We start from the raw sequence: 15793 nt of genomic DNA on the forward strand, positions 1-15793 counted from the left end.
TCCGTAGCTCAGCTGGATAGAGTACTCGGCTACGAACCGAGCGGTCGGAGGTTCGAATCCTCCCGGATGCACCATCTTTTCCTTCTTTGTTTATTCCTTCGACGTTCCGTCAGTAATCACACTCTCAGTCAGCGACAAAAATCACCATTTACGATAAAGTAATGCTTTGTTAATCGTTTAGCGAGAGCACGATGTACGCACAGTATGACGGTTTGATCTTCGATATGGACGGCACTCTCCTGGATACCGAACCCACGCATCGTCAAGCCTGGACTGACGTCCTGGGTCGCTACGGCATGCGTTTCGATCTTCAGGCGATGATTGCCCTCAACGGATCCCCCACCTGGCGTATTGCGCAGGCCGTGATTGAACTGAATCAGGCCGATCTCGACCCGCACCTGCTCGCGCGCGAAAAAACCGATGCGGTAAAAGCCATGCTTTTAGATACCGTACGCCCTCTGCCGCTGATTGATGTGGTAAAAGAGTGGCACGGGCGCCGCCCGATGTCGGTAGGAACCGGGAGCGAAAGCGCGATTGCAGAAGCTTTGCTCAACCATCTTGGCCTGCGCCACTATTTTTCTGCCGTGGTCGCCGCCGATCATGTTAAACATCACAAGCCCGCACCGGACACCTTCCTGCTTTGCGCAGAATTAATGGGCGTCCCGGCGGCAAAATGTGTCGTGTTTGAAGACGCCGATTTCGGCATTCAGGCCGCGCGTGATGCCGGAATGGATGCGGTGGATGTGCGCTTACTGTGAGTGACGCGCTGTCACTTGCCTCATTATTCGCCAGCAGTTTTTTAAGCGCCACGCTGTTACCGGGAAATTCGGAAGTGGTGCTGGTGGCGATGCTGTTGTCCGGCGTGAGTCAGCCCTGGCTGCTTGTATTAATAGCAACAATGGGTAATAGCCTTGGAGGGCTGACTAACGTTATTCTTGGGCGTTTCTTTCCGCTGCGCGAAAAATCGCGCTGGCAGGAAAAGGCAGTCGGCTGGCTAAAACGCTATGGCGCTGCCACGCTGTTATTAAGCTGGATGCCTGTAATAGGCGATTTACTGTGTCTGCTGGCGGGATGGATGCGCATCTCCTGGGGACCGGTGCTCTTTTTTTTGTGCCTTGGCAAGGCGTTGCGCTATGTTCTCGTGGCGTGGGCAACACTACAGGGTATGACGTGGTGGCACTAATTGGTGGAATGAATACGCGACCTTCAATCGTCAACCATTACAATTATGCTGAGTAACATTACTTTGACAGGCGGGAGGTCAATTTGATCCCGGACGTATCTCAGGCGCTGGCCTGGCTGGAAAACCACCCTCAGGCATTGAAGGGTATTCAGCGTGGTCTTGAGCGTGAAACGCTGCGCGTTAACGCGGACGGTAGCTTAGCGACGACGGGTCACCCGAAGGCGTTAGGCTCGGCGCTGACACATAAATGGATCACAACCGATTTCGCTGAGGCACTGCTGGAGTTCATCACGCCAGTAGAGGGTGATATTGATCATATGCTGACGATCATGCGCGATATCCATCGCTACACCGCGCGCAACATGGGCGACGAACGTATGTGGCCCCTCAGCATGCCGTGCTATATCGAGCAGGGCCAGGAGATTGAGCTGGCGCAGTACGGCACGTCAAATATCGGCCGGCTGAAAACGCTCTATCGCGAAGGGCTGAAAAACCGCTACGGCGCGTTGATGCAGACGATCTCGGGCGTGCATTACAACTTCTCGCTGCCAATGGCGTTCTGGCAGGCGAAATGCGGTGAAACGGATAAAGACGCGATCTCTGAAGGCTACTTCCGCCTGATCCGCAACTATTACCGTTTCGGCTGGGTGATCCCGTATCTGTTTGGTGCTTCCCCGGCGATCTGTTCTTCGTTCCTGCAGGGGAAACCGACCACGCTGCCGTTCGAGAAGACCGAGTGCGGAATGTACTATCTCCCGTACGCCACCTCTCTGCGCCTGAGCGATCTCGGTTATACCAATAAATCGCAAAGCAATCTCGGTATTACGTTTAACGAATTGCACGAATATGTGGCAGGATTGAAGCGGGCGATCAAAACCCCGTCGGAAGAGTACGAGAAAATCGGCCTCGAAAAAGACGGCAAGCGCCTGCAAATCAACAGCAATGTGCTGCAGATTGAAAACGAGCTGTATGCGCCTATCCGTCCTAAGCGCGTAACGCGCAGCGGTGAAACCCCGTCGGATGCGCTGCAGCGCGGCGGGATCGAATACATTGAAGTGCGTTCGCTGGATATCAACCCGTTCTCACCGATTGGCGTTGATGAGCAGCAGATTCGCTTCCTGGATCTGTTTATGGTCTGGTGCGTGCTGGCGGATGCGCCGGAAATGAGTTCAGACGAACTGCTCTGTACCCGTACAAACTGGAATCGCGTGATTCTGGAAGGGCGTAAGCCGGGCCTGACGCTGGGTATCGGCTGCGAAACGGCACAGTTCCCGCTGACCAAAGTCGGCAAAGATCTGTTCCGCGATCTGAAGCGTGTTGCCCGCACAATGGACAGCATTGACGGCGGCGACGCGTATCAACAGATCTGCGACCAGCTGGTGGAATGTTTTGATAATCCGGAACTGACGTTCTCAGCGCGTATTCTGCGTTCTATGATCGATCAGGGCATTGGCGGCACCGGGCGTTCACTCTCAGCGGAGTACCGCGAGATGCTGATGCAGGAGCCGTTAGAAGTGCTGAGCGAAGCGGATTTTGTCGCGGAACGCGATGCGTCCGTGGTGCGTCAGAAAGAGGTTGAAGCGGCGGATACCGAGTCGTTTGAGGCGTTTCTGGCGAAGCAGGCTTAAGCAGAAAAGAAAAAGGCCACATCGCTGTGGCCAAAATATACATCTCTGAATTCAGGGATGATGATAACAAATGCGCGTCTTTCATATACTCAGACGTGCATTCTGTAGAAGAGTTCAGTTTATTTTAAAAAAAATCACTGTCGGAGGTGACGTATGCCGTTATTAGATAGCTTTACTGTCGACCATACCCGTATGGAAGCACCTGCAGTACGCGTGGCGAAGACCATGCACACCCCGCACGGCGACACGATCACCGTCTTCGATCTGCGTTTCTGCGTGCCAAATAAAGAAGTGATGCCAGAGAAAGGCATTCATACCCTGGAACACCTGTTCGCCGGTTTCATGCGTGACCATCTGAACGGCAACGGCGTTGAGATCATCGACATCTCTCCGATGGGCTGCCGTACCGGTTTCTACATGAGCCTGATTGGCCAGCCGGAAGAGAAACGCGTCGCTGATGCGTGGAAAGCGGCGATGGAAGACGTGCTGAAGGTGAAAGAGCAGAACCAGATCCCTGAGCTGAACGTTTACCAGTGCGGTACTTACCAGATGCACTCTCTGGAAGAAGCGCAGGACATCGCGCGTCACATCATCGAGCGTGATGTTCGCGTGAACAGCAACGAAGAGCTGGCCCTGCCAAAAGAAAAACTGCAGGAACTGCACATCTAGTGCACCTTTTCCCTCTCCCTCCGGGAGAGGGTAGGGTGAGGGTGGTTTAACCCCATGACCACAACCTCAACATTCTCCTTTACCCATCGTCCCCTCGTTCCGTTTGCCCATGATTACGTTCATGGTGACAGCGAGCCGTGGCATGAGCACGACTGCGCGCAGCTGTTGCACACCCTGAGCGGCGTGGTACGGGTCGATACGGCTTCGGGCTGTTGGGTTGTTCCTCCCGGTCGCGGCGTCTGGCTACCGGCGGGGACTCGCCACTCGCTTCGCATCACCGGCAACGTGGCGGCGCGAACGCTGTTTATCGATCCGCTGGCGCGGGCCGATCTCCCGGCCACCTGTCAGATCGTGCAGATCGCGCCGCTGTTGCGCGAGCTGATCCTCGTCTCCCTTGCTTTACCTGAATCGTACTCGCCCGGCAGCCGGGATGAACGCGTCTATGAACTCATTCTCGATGAAATCCGCACTATGCCTGTGCTGCCGTTTCATCTGCCGGAGCCGGAAAGCGAGGCGTTACGTCACCTGTGTTTGCAAATCCGGCAAAACGCGGGGGAGAGCTGGAGCAGCGCGCAGGCCGCGAGCATGATGAACGTGAGCGAGCGCACCCTGAACCGCCATTTTCAGCAGCAGACGGGATTAAGCTACGGCGAGTGGTTGAGAAGGGCGCGCCTGCTGGAAGCCTTAGTGCGGCTGGCGCAGGGCCAGCCAGTGCTGCGCGTGGCGCTGGAACTGGGTTACGGCAGCCACAGCGCCTTTACGGCAATGTTTCGCCGGGTGATGGGCGTGTCTCACCCAGCGATTACTTTAAGAACGACTGACGGCGTTTAAGAGCGCCTGAAGCGACGCGCGCGCCACGTCGCTGTCGATGCCCACGCCCCAGCGGCTGCTGCCGTCCTGGAACAGGCAGCGGATGTAGGCCACCGAGCGGCTGTCGCTGCGTTCGCCTAACGTATGCTCGTGATAATCCTTAATCACGAACGGGGCGTTGACCCAGCGGCTTAAGCCGTGAGCGGCGGCGGAGAGCAGACCGTTACCCTGACCTTCCAGCTGACGCGTTCCCCCCTGCGTAGCGATGCTTGCCGTCAAACGCAGCTGGCCGTCCTGCTGGCTGTCGCTGCGGTAGGATTGCAGCGCAAACTGCGGCGTGGCTACCAGGCCGTAGCGGGTGCGGAACAGCTGCCACAGCGCATTCTGCGTCATCTCTTTTCCGTGGCGATCGGTTTCCTGCTGCACGTGCTGGCTGAAATCCTGCTGCAGGGCGCGGGGTAATTTCAGGCCATGATTCTGTTCGATGAGCCACGCGCTGCCGCTTTTCCCTGACTGGCTGTTTACGCGGATCACCGCTTCGTAGGTGCAGCCGATATCCTGCGGATCGACCGGCAGATACGGCATCTCCCAGCGCTCGCCAGGCCTGCGGGCATCAAAACCTTTTTTGATCGCGTCCTGGTGCGAGCCGGAGAAAGCGGTATAGGCCAGCCGTCCGGCCCACGGGTGGCGCGGATGCACCGGCAGCTGGTTGCAGACTTCCACCACTTCCACGATCCGGTTCATATCGCTAAAGTCGAGATTCGGGCTGACGCCCTGACTGTAGAGGTTCATCGCCAGCGTCACCAGGCAGACGTTGCCCGTGCGCTCGCCGTTACCAAACAGACAGCCCTCCACGCGGTCTGCCCCCGCCATCACGGCCAGCTCGGCGCTGGCGACGCCGGTACCGCGGTCGTTATGCGGATGCACGCTGATGCAGACATCCCGGCGGCGGCTGAAGTGGCGACAGAAATACTCGATCTGGTCGGCATAGACGTTCGGCGTGCTCACTTCGACGGTGGCCGGTAAGTTGATCACCATGGGCCGTTCGTCGCACGGCAGCCAGATCTCCGCCACGGCTTCACAGATCTCCAGCGCAAACTCCGGCTCGGTAAAGCAGAAGGTCTCCGGGGAATACTCATACTGCCAGCGAGTGTCCGGGTTCTCTTCACACAGCTGACGAATAAGCCGCGTGGATCGCGTCGCCAGCTCAACGATTTGCGCTTTTTCCATGCCGAACACCAGGCGGCGGAACAGCGGGGCGGTGGCGTTATACAGATGGACGGTGGCCTGTTTCGCACCGCGCAGGGATTCGAAAGTGCGATGGATGAGATCTTCCCGCGCCTGGGTTAATACCTGAATCGTGACGTCATCCGGGATGCGGTTCTCTTCAATCAGCTGGCGAACGAAGTTGAAGTCGGTCTGCGAGGCGGATGGGAAAGCCACCTCAATTTCTTTGAATCCGCAGCCCAGCAGCAGATCCCAGAACTGCAGCTTGCGGGTGCTGTCCATCGGCTCGGCAAGGGCCTGGTTGCCGTCGCGTAAGTCGGTTGAGAGCCAGCGCGGCGCGCGGGTAATGCGTTGCTCCGGCCAGCGGCGGTCGGGCAGGGAAAGGGTCGGATAGGGTTGGTACTTGTCGGCGGGTGTGTTCAGCATGATGCGCTCCTGTTGTCTTTTCACTATCGTGAATGGATTTCAGGAGCGCTGCTTTATCGACACTGTCAATCGCTGTCGCGTTCTGGACACGGTGCGGTTTTTTGCCGGATGGCGGCTACGCCTTATCCGGCCTACGTTCGTAGGCCCGGTAAGCGAAGCGCCACCGGGCAACTGTCACAGGACTAGTGCGCGCCACCGCCGCCGCTACCGGCGCCAAACGGTGGTTTAGCAAACCATACCAGCCCCAGCAGGACGATAAAGATCCCCGCCGATATCCAGAAAATCTCGTTGGCCGAGATAATCAGCCCCTGGTTGGTGATCTGCTGGGCAATCCAGCCGGACGCCTGCTGCTCCGTCATACCCATTCCCTGCAGCTGGTTGTACATCTGCTGAGAGTTCGGGTTGAACGGGTTCACCGCTTCGGTCAGCTGGGCATGGTGCATCGATTCACGGTTCGTCCACAGGGTGGTGGTGATCGACGTACCTATCGAGCCCGCCAGCGTTCGCGTAAAGTTCGACAGGCTCGATGCGGCCGCCATGCGCTCAGGCGGTAAACCGGAAAGCGTGATGGTGGTCAGTGGCATAAAGAAGCACGCCACGGCAAAGCCCTGAATAAACTGCGGCCACGCGGACGCGCCAAAGTCCATTCCCGGTTCGAACGTATACGCGCGCCAGTAGAAGCACACGGCGTACATGATAAAGCTGAACGTCACCAGCCGGCGCATGTCGAGCTTGTGGGCGAAGCGGCCAATAATCGGCGACAGCAGAACCGGAATCAATCCAACCGGCGCCGAGGCTAAACCTGCCCAGGTTGCGGTGTAGCCATATACCTCCTGCAACAGCTGCGGCAGCAGTACAATCGCGCCGAAGTAGAGCATGTAGGCGAGGCTGATACACAGACAGCCTATGGTGAAGTTTCGCGACTTAAACAGCGACAGGTCGACTATCGGGTTATCGTCCGTCAGCTCCCAGACAATCAGGAAGCTCAGCGACACCACCGCGACAATCGTCAGGATGATGATCTCCCTGGAGTTGAACCAGTCCAGCTCTTTGCCCTGGTCGAGCATGACCTGCAGGCTACCGATGCCGACAACCAGCAGTGCCAGACCAATGGCGTCGATACGCCGCTGTTCCGTACGGGTTTCTCTGCCGCGCAGCGACTGGAGCGTCAGCATTACCACGAGGGCGCCAATCGGTACGTTGATGAAGAAGATCCAGCCCCAGTGATAGTTGTCGCTGATATAGCCGCCTAAGATAGGCCCGCAAATCGGCGCGACAATCACGGTCATTGACCACAGCGCCAGCGCAATCGAGCGTTTGGCTGGCGGGTAGTTGTTCAGCAGTAAGCTCTGCGACAGCGGGATCAGCGGCCCGGCGACAATCCCCTGAATGACGCGGAAGAAAATCAGCATCGTCAGGCTGCTGGACATGCCGCACGCCCAGGAGGCAAGAACGAACAATACCGTTGACCAGAGGAACAGCTTCACTTCACCGACGCGCTTTGCCAGCCAGCCGGTAATCGGAATGGAGATGGCGTTTGCCACCCCAAACGAGGTAATGACCCAGGTCCCCTGGCTCAGCGACGAGCCAAGGTTACCGGCGATGGTCGGGATCGCTACGTTTGCGATGGTGGAGTCCAGCACCTGCATGAATGTCGCCAGCGACAGCGCGATGGTCATAATGACCAGCTGCGCGCCTTCCAGCGGTTTTTGCGGCTTTTGCTGTTGCATAACGCTCACCTTCGGATTAACCGGCGTTTGCCTTCACGATGTCATCGATCAGCTTGTTGACCGGATCGAGGCTAATTTCACGGGCGTTACTTTCATAAGCCGGGCTGCTGCGCACCTGGCTTGCCAGGATCTGACCGTCGCGGTTGGCGGTGTCGACCGTTACCAGCGTAGAGAGGCCGATACGCAGCGGGTGATCCGCCAGCTGTTTGGCATCCAGCTCAATACGCACGGGCAGACGCTGAACCACTTTGATCCAGTTACCGGTGGCGTTTTGCGCAGGCAGCAGGGAGAAGGCGCTGCCGGTCCCCATGTCCAGGCCGACCACTTTACCGGTGTACTTCACGTCATCGCCATAGATGTCGCTGACAACCGTCGCGCTCTGGCCGATACGCATATGGGCAAGCTGCGTCTCTTTAAAGTTGGCGTCTACCCACAGATTGTCTGCCGGCACGACCGCCATCAGCGGCGTGGTTGGGCTAATCTGCGCCCCTGGCTGGACGGAACGACGGGAGACATAGCCGGTCATCGGGCTGACGATTTTGGTACGCTGCAGGGCAAGCCACGCGTTGCGCACTTCGGTCGCCGCCTGCTGTACGGCAGGCTGGTTTTCCAGGCTGGTGCCCAGCACCATCGCCTGGTTGGCGTTGTACTGCTGAATGGCCACATCCAGCTGTGCCTGAGCGCTGGCAACGGCATCGCGGGCGTGCTGCAGCTCTTCACGGCCAATCAGGTTAGCCGTGCCGAGCGGTACGCGGCGGTTCAGGTCGCTCTGCGCCTGCGCCAGCGCCGTTTTCTGCACGTCGATGTTGGCCTGCAGCTGTTTGCTGTTGATCATCAGCTGGCGGGTCTGACGGACGCTGGAGGCCAGCGCGGTCTGTGCTTTTTCAAACGCCTGCTGGGCGTCGGTTGGATCGAGGGTCACCAACACATCGCCTTTTTGCACAAAGTCGGTATTGTCAGCCCAGACTTTCGTCACGCTGCCCGACACCTGCGCCATAATTTGTACCTGGTTCCCTGCCACGTACGCGTCGTCAGTCTCTTCAGCATGACGCAGTACTAAAAACCAATAGATCCCATATGCCACGGCAATAATGATAAAGAGCAAGGTCAACAGAAGAAGGGCGCTCTTACGTTTGCCTTTCTTGTTGGCCGGTTGCTGCGGGGTAGTGCTCTCCGCATTTGCGCTCATTGTTGTTCTCCACGATCTTCTTATTTTCACATCGGCTGAGCCGACCTGTTGTCAGAAAGGCCAGCACTGTGACGTGCTGGCCTGTCGGTTTTCTTATGAATCTGGAATGGTGAGCGTGTCGTCGCGTTAGCGCAGCGCCTCAAGAACGGCGCCGTCTTCATCCATCTGGTCCAGACGGGTGAGCAGCTTGCGAGTGATGTGCTCAAGCTGGTCGCGCTCGGCGGTGCTGAGTACAGACCAGAGTTTGTGCAGGCAATTGTGCTGAGGTGGCAGCACCTCGCGCAGGAACTGGTGACCTTTATCGGTCAGTTGCAGATGCAGGCAGCGGCGATCGTTGTCGCTTTCACGGCGCTCAATCCAGCCGCGCTTTTCGAGTTCATCGGCAATTCGGGTCGCATTGGTACGGGAGGAGCCCAGCGCGCAGCTCAGTTCGGAAGGCTGAATGCTGTGATTTTCCTGAGACTCCAGCGTAATCAACGCCATAAACAACGTCTCGTTAATCCCTTGAGCTTTCAGCATTTTATTACGGTTTTCCAGTAGCTTACCCTGCATGTGCATGCACAGGCGAGTCAGCAGGATTTCCTGATACGGGAAGTCCTCATGGCGACTGGCGCGGAATTTAAGCATTTGTTCAATGGGCGTAAACGAACTATCCATTTGGGCATAACCTCATTAATTACAGCCGATATAGTAACGATAGTGACAAATAATGTAAATGAATTATTTGTGCGGTTATATCCGCCAAACTTATGTCACCATCAGAAAGCGCCGGGTAAGTCCGTGACCCGGTGAGCACAGAAAGCGTTGGGTGTGAACCCGCTGAAGAGAGGATGTGAGGACGGGGGTCTGAACTATTCATGCCGATTGTAAATATGTCACCCACATTAAAATTTCTGGGATAAATGATTACGTTTACATTAACAGAGTGAAGGGCCTCTTAACACCCTAAGAGGGCAACTCAATGTAAATGTTAGTTAATTGCATCCTGACGGTGATAACCGCGCCACCATACTAGCAGGTTGAGGGTGGCGACGATGGCCCCGATCGCGCATACCCCCGACCAGCCCGCATGCTGCCACGCCGACGCTGAAATGAGTGAACCCGCCGCGCCGCCGATGAAGTAGCTGGTCATGTATCCGGCCGTAAGGCGGTTACGCGCCTCTGGCTTCACGCGATAGATGACGGTCTGATTGGTGATGTGAACGCCCTGAACGGTGAGATCGAGCACCAGGATACCGACGATCAGCGCCAGCACCGAGATGTGTCCGTACCAGATCGCCGCCCAGGAGAGCAGAAGTAAAACCAGCCCTGCGGAGGTGGTCAGGTGGGATTTGCCCTTGTCGGCCAGCCCGCCAGCGGGGCGTGCCCCCAGCGCGCCTGCGGCACCGGCCAGGCCGAACAGGCCAATCACCCCTTCGGAATAATTGAACGGCGGCGCGGCCAGCAGAAACGCCATTGACGTCCAGAGAATGCTGAAGTTAGCGAAGGTGAAACAGCCCAGCAGGGCGCGGGTACGCAGAAGCTTGTCCTGCGTAAACAGGCTGAAAACGGAGGCCAGCAGCTGAGGATAGTTCAGGTGGTTTTCCTGCTTCACTTTTGGCAGCCCGCGCCACAGCGCCAGCGCCATGACGACCATCAGCACGCTCGCCACCCAGTATACGGTGCGCCAGCCGCCGAGGCTTGCCAGCAGCCCTGCAACGGTACGCGCCAGCAAAATCCCCAGCAGCAGGCCGCTCATGATGGTGCCCACCACCTTGCCGCGTTTTTCCGGGGAGGCGAGGGTCGCGGCGAGCGGGACCAGGATTTGCGCCACCACGGAGAACAGCCCCGTTAGCGCGGTACCGACGATCATCATCGTCAGCGACTGGCTGCTGGCGGTGATCAGCATCCCACCGGCGGCCAGCAGGGTCATGGAGACGATCAGCATTCGGCGTTCAAACATATCGCCGAGCGGCACCAGGAACAGCAGCCCGGCGGCATAGCCCAGCTGTGCAGCGGTGACGATAAAGCCTGCGGAGCTGGCGGAGAGATTGAACGCGCGGGCGATGGTGTCGAGAAGAGGCTGCGCGTAATAGTTGCTGGCGACCGCCAGACCCGTTGCCACGGACATTAAAAGGATGAGTGCGGGGCTAAGCCCTTGAGTTGTTTTTGTCATTAGTTTCAGGAATCGTTAGTTGAGTGATTATTTTTCCGGAAACCATAATAGCTAATGATTGTGAAAGTTGGGGGATTGTTGGGTGATGTATTGTGCGGTTTAGGGGGATTGTGCGGTTTGATCCCCTCACCCCGGCCCTCTCCCAAGGGGAGAGGGAGGTCATCGTGCCCTCTCCCTCTGGGAGAGGGTTAGGGTGAGGGGTAGGGTTTTGTTTTTACTTCTGCGCTTCAAGCGCCTCTTTCACCCAGCCGTCAAACTGCTGCTGGTGGGCTTTGATCCAGCCGTCAACGTGGCCTTTCACATCCGCTTCAGACGATTTGCCCGCATGCATCATTGCGTTCTGGGCATTGATGTCCGCCAGCGGCAGCTTCATCACCGAGAACAGCTTCGCCGCCGCCGGGTTTTTCTCCGCCCAGGCTTTGTTAGCCACGATATGCATGGTGTTCACCGGGAAGCCGTAGTTCATGCCGTTCGGCAGCTTGGTGTCGATATCTTTCTGCTCGCCCGGCAGGGAGGAGAACGGCACCTGCAGCCACACCACGTCTTTGCCCGGCTTCAGCACGTCGCTCACCCAGTACGGCGTCCAGGTGTAGTAGATCACCGGTTTACCCTCTTTGAAGCGGGCAATGGTGTCGGCCATCATCGCTGAATAGTTGCCGTGGCTCACGTCGACCGTTTTCGCCAGATCGAATGCTTTGTTCTGGTGGTTAATCACCGCTTCACAGCCCCACCCCGGCGAGCAGCCCATCATGTCGGCCTTGCCGTCACCGTTGGTGTCGAACAGTTTGGCGATCTTCGGATCTTTCAGCTGTTCAATATTGGTGATGTGGTACTGGTCCGCAGTTTTCTTGTCAATCAGATACCCCTGCGCCGCACCCGTCACGAAGGTCCCTTCGCGATAGAACTTCTTGTCACCGCCGGCGGCGGCATACATGTCGTCGTGCAGCGGCTGCCAGTTGACGGCGGTAAAGGTGGCGTCACCGGAGGCAATCGAGGTGTAGCCCACGTTGTAATCTACTTCGCTCGGCGTGTTAACCGTGTAGCCCAGCTTCTCCAGCGCGCGGCTGACGATCAGGGTCTGGAAGCTCTCTTCCGAAATGGTGCTCTGCACCGGCTGTACGGTAATGCCTTTGCCAGGCAGGTCAGCCGCAAACGCGCTGGTGGAGACAAGGGTGGCAAACGCTGTGGCAAGAAGTACGTTATGTCGCATCGTTGTTCCTTATTTTGATTTCGTGAAAGGGCGGGTGAGTAACCCGACAGGACCGGTCGTATACCAGCGACGGTTGCCGCGACTGCGTGAATCACGACCGACGGCCTGGGTCAGGCGGTCAAGGATAATGGCGAGGATCACAATGCCGACGCCGCCGACGGTGGCCAGCCCCATATCGAGACGGCCAATGCCGCGCAGCACCATCTGACCCAGTCCGCCAACGGCGATCATCGAGGCAATGACTACCATCGACAGGGCCAGCATCAGCGTCTGGTTAACGCCCGCCATGATGGTCGGCATAGCCAGCGGAAGCTGAACCTTAAACAGCATCTGGCGCGGACTGGCGCCGAACGAGCGTGACGCTTCGATCAGGTCCGCAGGTACCTGGTTAATCCCCAGAATGGTCAGACGAATAATCGGCGGCAGGGCGAAGATAATGGTCACTACCACCCCCGGCACGTTGCCGATGCCGAACAGCATCACGATAGGCACCAGATAGACGAACGCCGGGGTGGTCTGCATCGCATCCAGCAGGGGACGAATTATCTTCGCCGCTCGCGGGCTGCGCGCCAGCCAGATCCCCATCGGCAGGCCGATGACAATGCAAAAGAGCAGGGCGGTCAGCACCAGCGCCAGGGTGATCATCGCCTGCGACCACGCGCCAATCGCGCCGATAGCGATCAGAGAGATCAGCGTGGCGAGCCCCATGCCCGCGCTACCGAACTGCCAGGCGATCAGGGAGAACAGGATAATCGCCACCGGCGCCGGCATGCCCAGCATCAGCTGCTGGAAGCCGTTCAGGATGTAATCCACCGGGACGCGGATCCCCTGGAAGACCGGACGGAAGTGGGTGACCACCCAGTCGATCCCTTCCGTAACCCAGCTGTCCAGCGGGATCAGCGTTTTATGGAACGGATCCATGATGTTGAAGTGTTCTGGCGCAGGCACGGGTGCGCTGTTGAGCCAGTCTGCCGCGCCGCCGCCATCGGCAGGAGCGGGCGTGGAACCCCACGCGTCGGTGGATTGTGCAGCGCTGTCCGCTGCCTCAGTGGCGCCCCACGGGTTAGATTGATCGGTCATTGTTTGCCCCCTCGCGATCTAAAGCCTGCAGCAGCATCCTTTTTGAGATGATGCCGACGTACTGTTGTTCCTCACCCACGACCGGCACGGCGCACGGCGCCTGGCCCACGTGAGAAAGCAACTCGCTGAGCGGCGTTTCGGCGTCCACGGCAAGCGGAGCGTCAATTAACGCCGTATCGATTCCCTGGTTCTCAGTGAGAGCCGTTTTCAGGGAGTCGATGGAGACAATGCCAACAAATTTATTGCCGCGTTCAACCAGATAACCGTATTCACGGTCTTCATCCTGCAGCAGCTTCAGCGCCGAGCGCGGGCCGAAGCCTGGCGTTTTACGGATAATGCCGTTTGGCGTTCGACGAGCAATATCTTTGGCGCTAAAGACCTGGCTAATATCCACGCCGCGGAAGAAGGTGCGGACATAATCGTTCGCCGGATTATTGAGAATTTCATCCGGCGTGCCGACCTGCACCACTTCACCGTTTTGCATAATGGCAATGCGGTCGCCAATACGCATGGCTTCATCCAGATCGTGGGAAATAAAGACAATCGTTCGCTGATGTTTAGCCTGTAATTTTACCAGCTCATCCTGCATCTCGGTGCGAATTAATGGATCGAGGGCGGAGAAGGCTTCATCCATTAATAATATGTCTGGATTAATGGCTAATGCACGGGCTAATCCCACGCGCTGACGCATACCGCCGGAAAGTTCATCCGGGTACGCATGCGCATAATTTTCCAGCCCGACCTGACGCAGGGCATCAAGGGCTTTTTCCTGACGTTCCTGAGCCGGCGTGCCGGCTAATTCCATGCCGAAAGCGGCATTATCCAGCACCGTCAAATGCGGCATCAGCGCGAATGACTGAAACACCATCGCAATCTTCTTTCTGCGCACCTCGCGAAGCTCTGCGTCTGATATTCTGGCGATATCCACGCCGTCAATCAGCACCTGCCCGCGGGTGGGTTCAATCAGGCGATTGAGAAGGCGAACCATAGTGGATTTACCCGAACCGGATAACCCCATGATGACAAAAATCTCGCCTTCTTCAATGGCCAGACTGGCGTTTTTCACGCCAAGCGATAGCCCGGTTTTTTCCAGAATTTGCTCTTTCGTAAGGCCTTTCTCAATATATTTGAATGCGCGCTGCGGGTGCTCGCCAAATACTTTATAAAGATTTTTCACTTCTAATTTAATTGCCATGCAATAGAGAGTGTCCTGTTATTTGTTTATGCCGATATGATTACCATGGTAAATTGTTAACGGGCATAACCCTAACATACTGAGAATCTGAGGCAACCCTGAGTCGGGCTAAGGGCGGAATTTTGAAGTAAGCGAAACGGCTGAATTTCCCATGAATAAAGGGCTGAGGGCGGTTTGAATTTTTCTCAATTTTTTGCTGCTGCATCGGGAAATTTCGCCTGAACCGGAATCATTCAGGCGAATATGACGTTGAAATTACAGTGTAGTTGTTTTTTAAATATTGGAGAGGGAATTGTTGGGATTATATTAAATTAACGAACGTTAGCGTTCATTAAAAATCCCAGTCTTCATCCTCGGTTTCCACCGCTTTGCCCATCACATACGATGAGCCAGATCCCGAGAAGAAATCGTGGTTTTCGTCGGCATTGGGCGACAGCGCGGCCAGAATCGCCGGGTTCACCTCCGCCATCTCCGGCGGGAAAAGCGCGTCGTAGCCCAGGTTCATCAGCGCCTTGTTGGCGTTGTAGCAGAGGAAGGCCTTCACGTCGTCCTCCCAGCCGGTGCCGGCGTAGAGTTCCTCCGTATAGCTCAGCTCGTTGTCGTACAGATCCATCAGCAAATCGAGCGCAAAGCCTTTAAGCTCCTCGCGCTTCGCCTCGCTGATTTTCTCCAGCCCTTTCTGATACTTATAGCCAATGTAATACCCGTGCACCGCTTCATCGCGAATGATGAGCCGAATCAAATCGGCGGTGTTGGTGAGCTTGCCCCGGCTCGACCAGTACATGGGCAGCCAGAAGCCGGAATAGAAGAGAAAAGATTCCAGGAACACGCTGGCGATCTTCTTCTTCAGCGGCTCGTCGGCGCGGTAATATTCCAGAACCAGCTCCGCCTTTCTCTGTAGTGACTCGCTCTCTTCACTCCAGGCGTAGGCCGCGTCCACGTCTTTGGTCTGGCACAGGGTCGAGAAAATAGAGCTGTAGGAGCGGGCATGCACCGCCTCCATAAAGCTGATGTTCGACATCACCGCCTCTTCGTGCGGCGTCAGCGCGTCGCTCATCAGAGCCGGTGCACCGACGGTATTCTGAATGGTGTCCAGCAGCGTCAGGCCAGTAAAGACGCGGATCGTCAGCTGCTGTTCGGCGTGGCCGAGCGTTTGCCAGGCCGGAATATCGTTGGAGAGCGGAACCTTTTCCGGCAGCCAGAAGTTGCTGGTCAGGCGGTTCCATACCTCCAGGTCTTTATCGTCCTGGATTTTGTTCCAGTTAACGGCACTCACGCGTGACAGTTTCAT

The 15793-nt window shown here is 57.0% G+C and carries 13 protein-coding genes and 1 pseudogene; 5 read left to right on the forward strand and 9 right to left on the reverse strand.

Going from position 1 to position 15793, the window contains the following annotated elements; genetic code table 11:
* Positions 1–191: 191 nt before the first annotated feature.
* From yqaB to AC27FC_RS20110, 5 genes and pseudogenes are all read left to right on the forward strand, one after another.
* The gene (gene yqaB, locus AC27FC_RS20090; protein WP_032648006.1) at positions 192–758 is read left to right on the forward strand and encodes a fructose-1-phosphate/6-phosphogluconate phosphatase; all 567 of its coding nucleotides are present in this window, start codon (positions 192–194) and stop codon (positions 756–758) included.
* The gene (locus AC27FC_RS20095) at positions 755–1183 is read left to right on the forward strand and encodes a YqaA family protein (RefSeq protein ID WP_008499541.1); all 429 of its coding nucleotides are present in this window, start codon (positions 755–757) and stop codon (positions 1181–1183) included. The genes yqaB and AC27FC_RS20095 overlap by 4 nt, the downstream gene beginning before the upstream one ends.
* Positions 1184–1266: 83 nt before the next feature.
* Positions 1267–2811 carry a glutamate--cysteine ligase gene (gene gshA / locus AC27FC_RS20100; protein WP_023333180.1) on the forward strand — a complete coding sequence of 515 codons (1545 nt, stop codon included), beginning with the start codon at positions 1267–1269 and terminating at the stop codon, positions 2809–2811.
* A 153-nt stretch (positions 2812–2964) separates the two neighbouring features.
* The gene (luxS, locus tag AC27FC_RS20105; protein WP_014884972.1) at positions 2965–3480 is read left to right on the forward strand and encodes an S-ribosylhomocysteine lyase; all 516 of its coding nucleotides are present in this window, start codon (positions 2965–2967) and stop codon (positions 3478–3480) included.
* Between the two features lie 54 nt (positions 3481–3534).
* Positions 3535–4301: pseudogene (locus AC27FC_RS20110) on the forward strand (AraC family transcriptional regulator).
* On the opposite strand, the gene leuA reads toward AC27FC_RS20110, so the two are convergent.
* The 9 genes from leuA to nrdF form a co-directional block, all read right to left on the reverse strand.
* Positions 4288–5943 (reverse strand): 2-isopropylmalate synthase, encoded by a 1656-nt coding sequence (gene leuA, locus AC27FC_RS20115; protein ID WP_196355019.1) that lies wholly within the window; start codon positions 5941–5943, stop codon positions 4288–4290. The pseudogene AC27FC_RS20110 and the gene leuA overlap by 14 nt on opposite strands.
* Before the next feature lie 182 nt (positions 5944–6125).
* The gene (emrB, locus tag AC27FC_RS20120; protein WP_032660391.1) at positions 6126–7673 is read right to left on the reverse strand and encodes a multidrug efflux MFS transporter permease subunit EmrB; all 1548 of its coding nucleotides are present in this window, start codon (positions 7671–7673) and stop codon (positions 6126–6128) included.
* Positions 7674–7689: 16 nt separating this feature from the next.
* Positions 7690–8862 carry a multidrug efflux MFS transporter periplasmic adaptor subunit EmrA gene (gene emrA, locus AC27FC_RS20125; RefSeq protein ID WP_023308934.1) on the reverse strand — a complete coding sequence of 391 codons (1173 nt, stop codon included), beginning with the start codon at positions 8860–8862 and terminating at the stop codon, positions 7690–7692.
* Positions 8863–8988: 126 nt separating this feature from the next.
* Entirely contained in the window at positions 8989–9519 is a 531-nt protein-coding gene (mprA, locus tag AC27FC_RS20130; RefSeq protein ID WP_023333174.1) for a transcriptional repressor MprA, read from the reverse strand.
* A gap of 313 nt (positions 9520–9832) precedes the next feature.
* A complete protein-coding gene (locus AC27FC_RS20135) occupies positions 9833–11017 on the reverse strand; it encodes an MFS transporter (protein ID WP_045889178.1) in 1185 nt (394 codons plus the stop codon).
* Positions 11018–11231: 214 nt separating this feature from the next.
* A complete protein-coding gene (gene proX / locus AC27FC_RS20140) occupies positions 11232–12227 on the reverse strand; it encodes a glycine betaine/L-proline ABC transporter substrate-binding protein ProX (protein WP_094935686.1) in 996 nt (331 codons plus the stop codon).
* A 9-nt stretch (positions 12228–12236) separates the two neighbouring features.
* Entirely contained in the window at positions 12237–13307 is a 1071-nt protein-coding gene (gene proW, locus AC27FC_RS20145) for a glycine betaine/L-proline ABC transporter permease ProW (RefSeq protein WP_094935687.1), read from the reverse strand.
* Positions 13291–14502: a glycine betaine/L-proline ABC transporter ATP-binding protein ProV gene (gene proV, locus AC27FC_RS20150; RefSeq protein WP_196355020.1), complete on the reverse strand. Its 1212-nt coding sequence runs from the start codon at positions 14500–14502 to the stop codon at positions 13291–13293. The genes proW and proV overlap by 17 nt, the downstream gene beginning before the upstream one ends.
* 331 nt (positions 14503–14833) lie before the next feature.
* Positions 14834–15793 carry a class 1b ribonucleoside-diphosphate reductase subunit beta gene (nrdF, locus tag AC27FC_RS20155; RefSeq protein WP_048979798.1) on the reverse strand — a complete coding sequence of 320 codons (960 nt, stop codon included), beginning with the start codon at positions 15791–15793 and terminating at the stop codon, positions 14834–14836.

The organism is Enterobacter sp. C3_dUdeg, from assembly GCF_057536195.1.

What these genes read in the sequence shown, in the direction of transcription:
- yqaB (WP_032648006.1), top strand. Translation starts at nt 192, where the DNA reads ATGTACGCACAGTATGACGGTTTGATCTTCGATATGGACGGCACTCTC.
- luxS (WP_014884972.1), top strand. Translation starts at nt 2,965, where the DNA reads ATGCCGTTATTAGATAGCTTTACTGTCGACCATACCCGTATGGAAGCA.
- leuA (WP_196355019.1), bottom strand. Translation starts at nt 5,943, where the DNA reads ATGCTGAACACACCCGCCGACAAGTACCAACCCTATCCGACCCTTTCC.
- emrB (WP_032660391.1), bottom strand. Translation starts at nt 7,673, where the DNA reads ATGCAACAGCAAAAGCCGCAAAAACCGCTGGAAGGCGCGCAGCTGGTC.
- emrA (WP_023308934.1), bottom strand. Translation starts at nt 8,862, where the DNA reads ATGAGCGCAAATGCGGAGAGCACTACCCCGCAGCAACCGGCCAACAAG.
- mprA (WP_023333174.1), bottom strand. Translation starts at nt 9,519, where the DNA reads ATGGATAGTTCGTTTACGCCCATTGAACAAATGCTTAAATTCCGCGCC.
- AC27FC_RS20135 (WP_045889178.1), bottom strand. Translation starts at nt 11,017, where the DNA reads ATGACAAAAACAACTCAAGGGCTTAGCCCCGCACTCATCCTTTTAATG.
- proX (WP_094935686.1), bottom strand. Translation starts at nt 12,227, where the DNA reads ATGCGACATAACGTACTTCTTGCCACAGCGTTTGCCACCCTTGTCTCC.
- proW (WP_094935687.1), bottom strand. Translation starts at nt 13,307, where the DNA reads ATGACCGATCAATCTAACCCGTGGGGCGCCACTGAGGCAGCGGACAGC.
- proV (WP_196355020.1), bottom strand. Translation starts at nt 14,502, where the DNA reads ATGGCAATTAAATTAGAAGTGAAAAATCTTTATAAAGTATTTGGCGAG.
- nrdF (WP_048979798.1), bottom strand. Translation starts at nt 15,793, where the DNA reads ATGAAACTGTCACGCGTGAGTGCCGTTAACTGGAACAAAATCCAGGAC.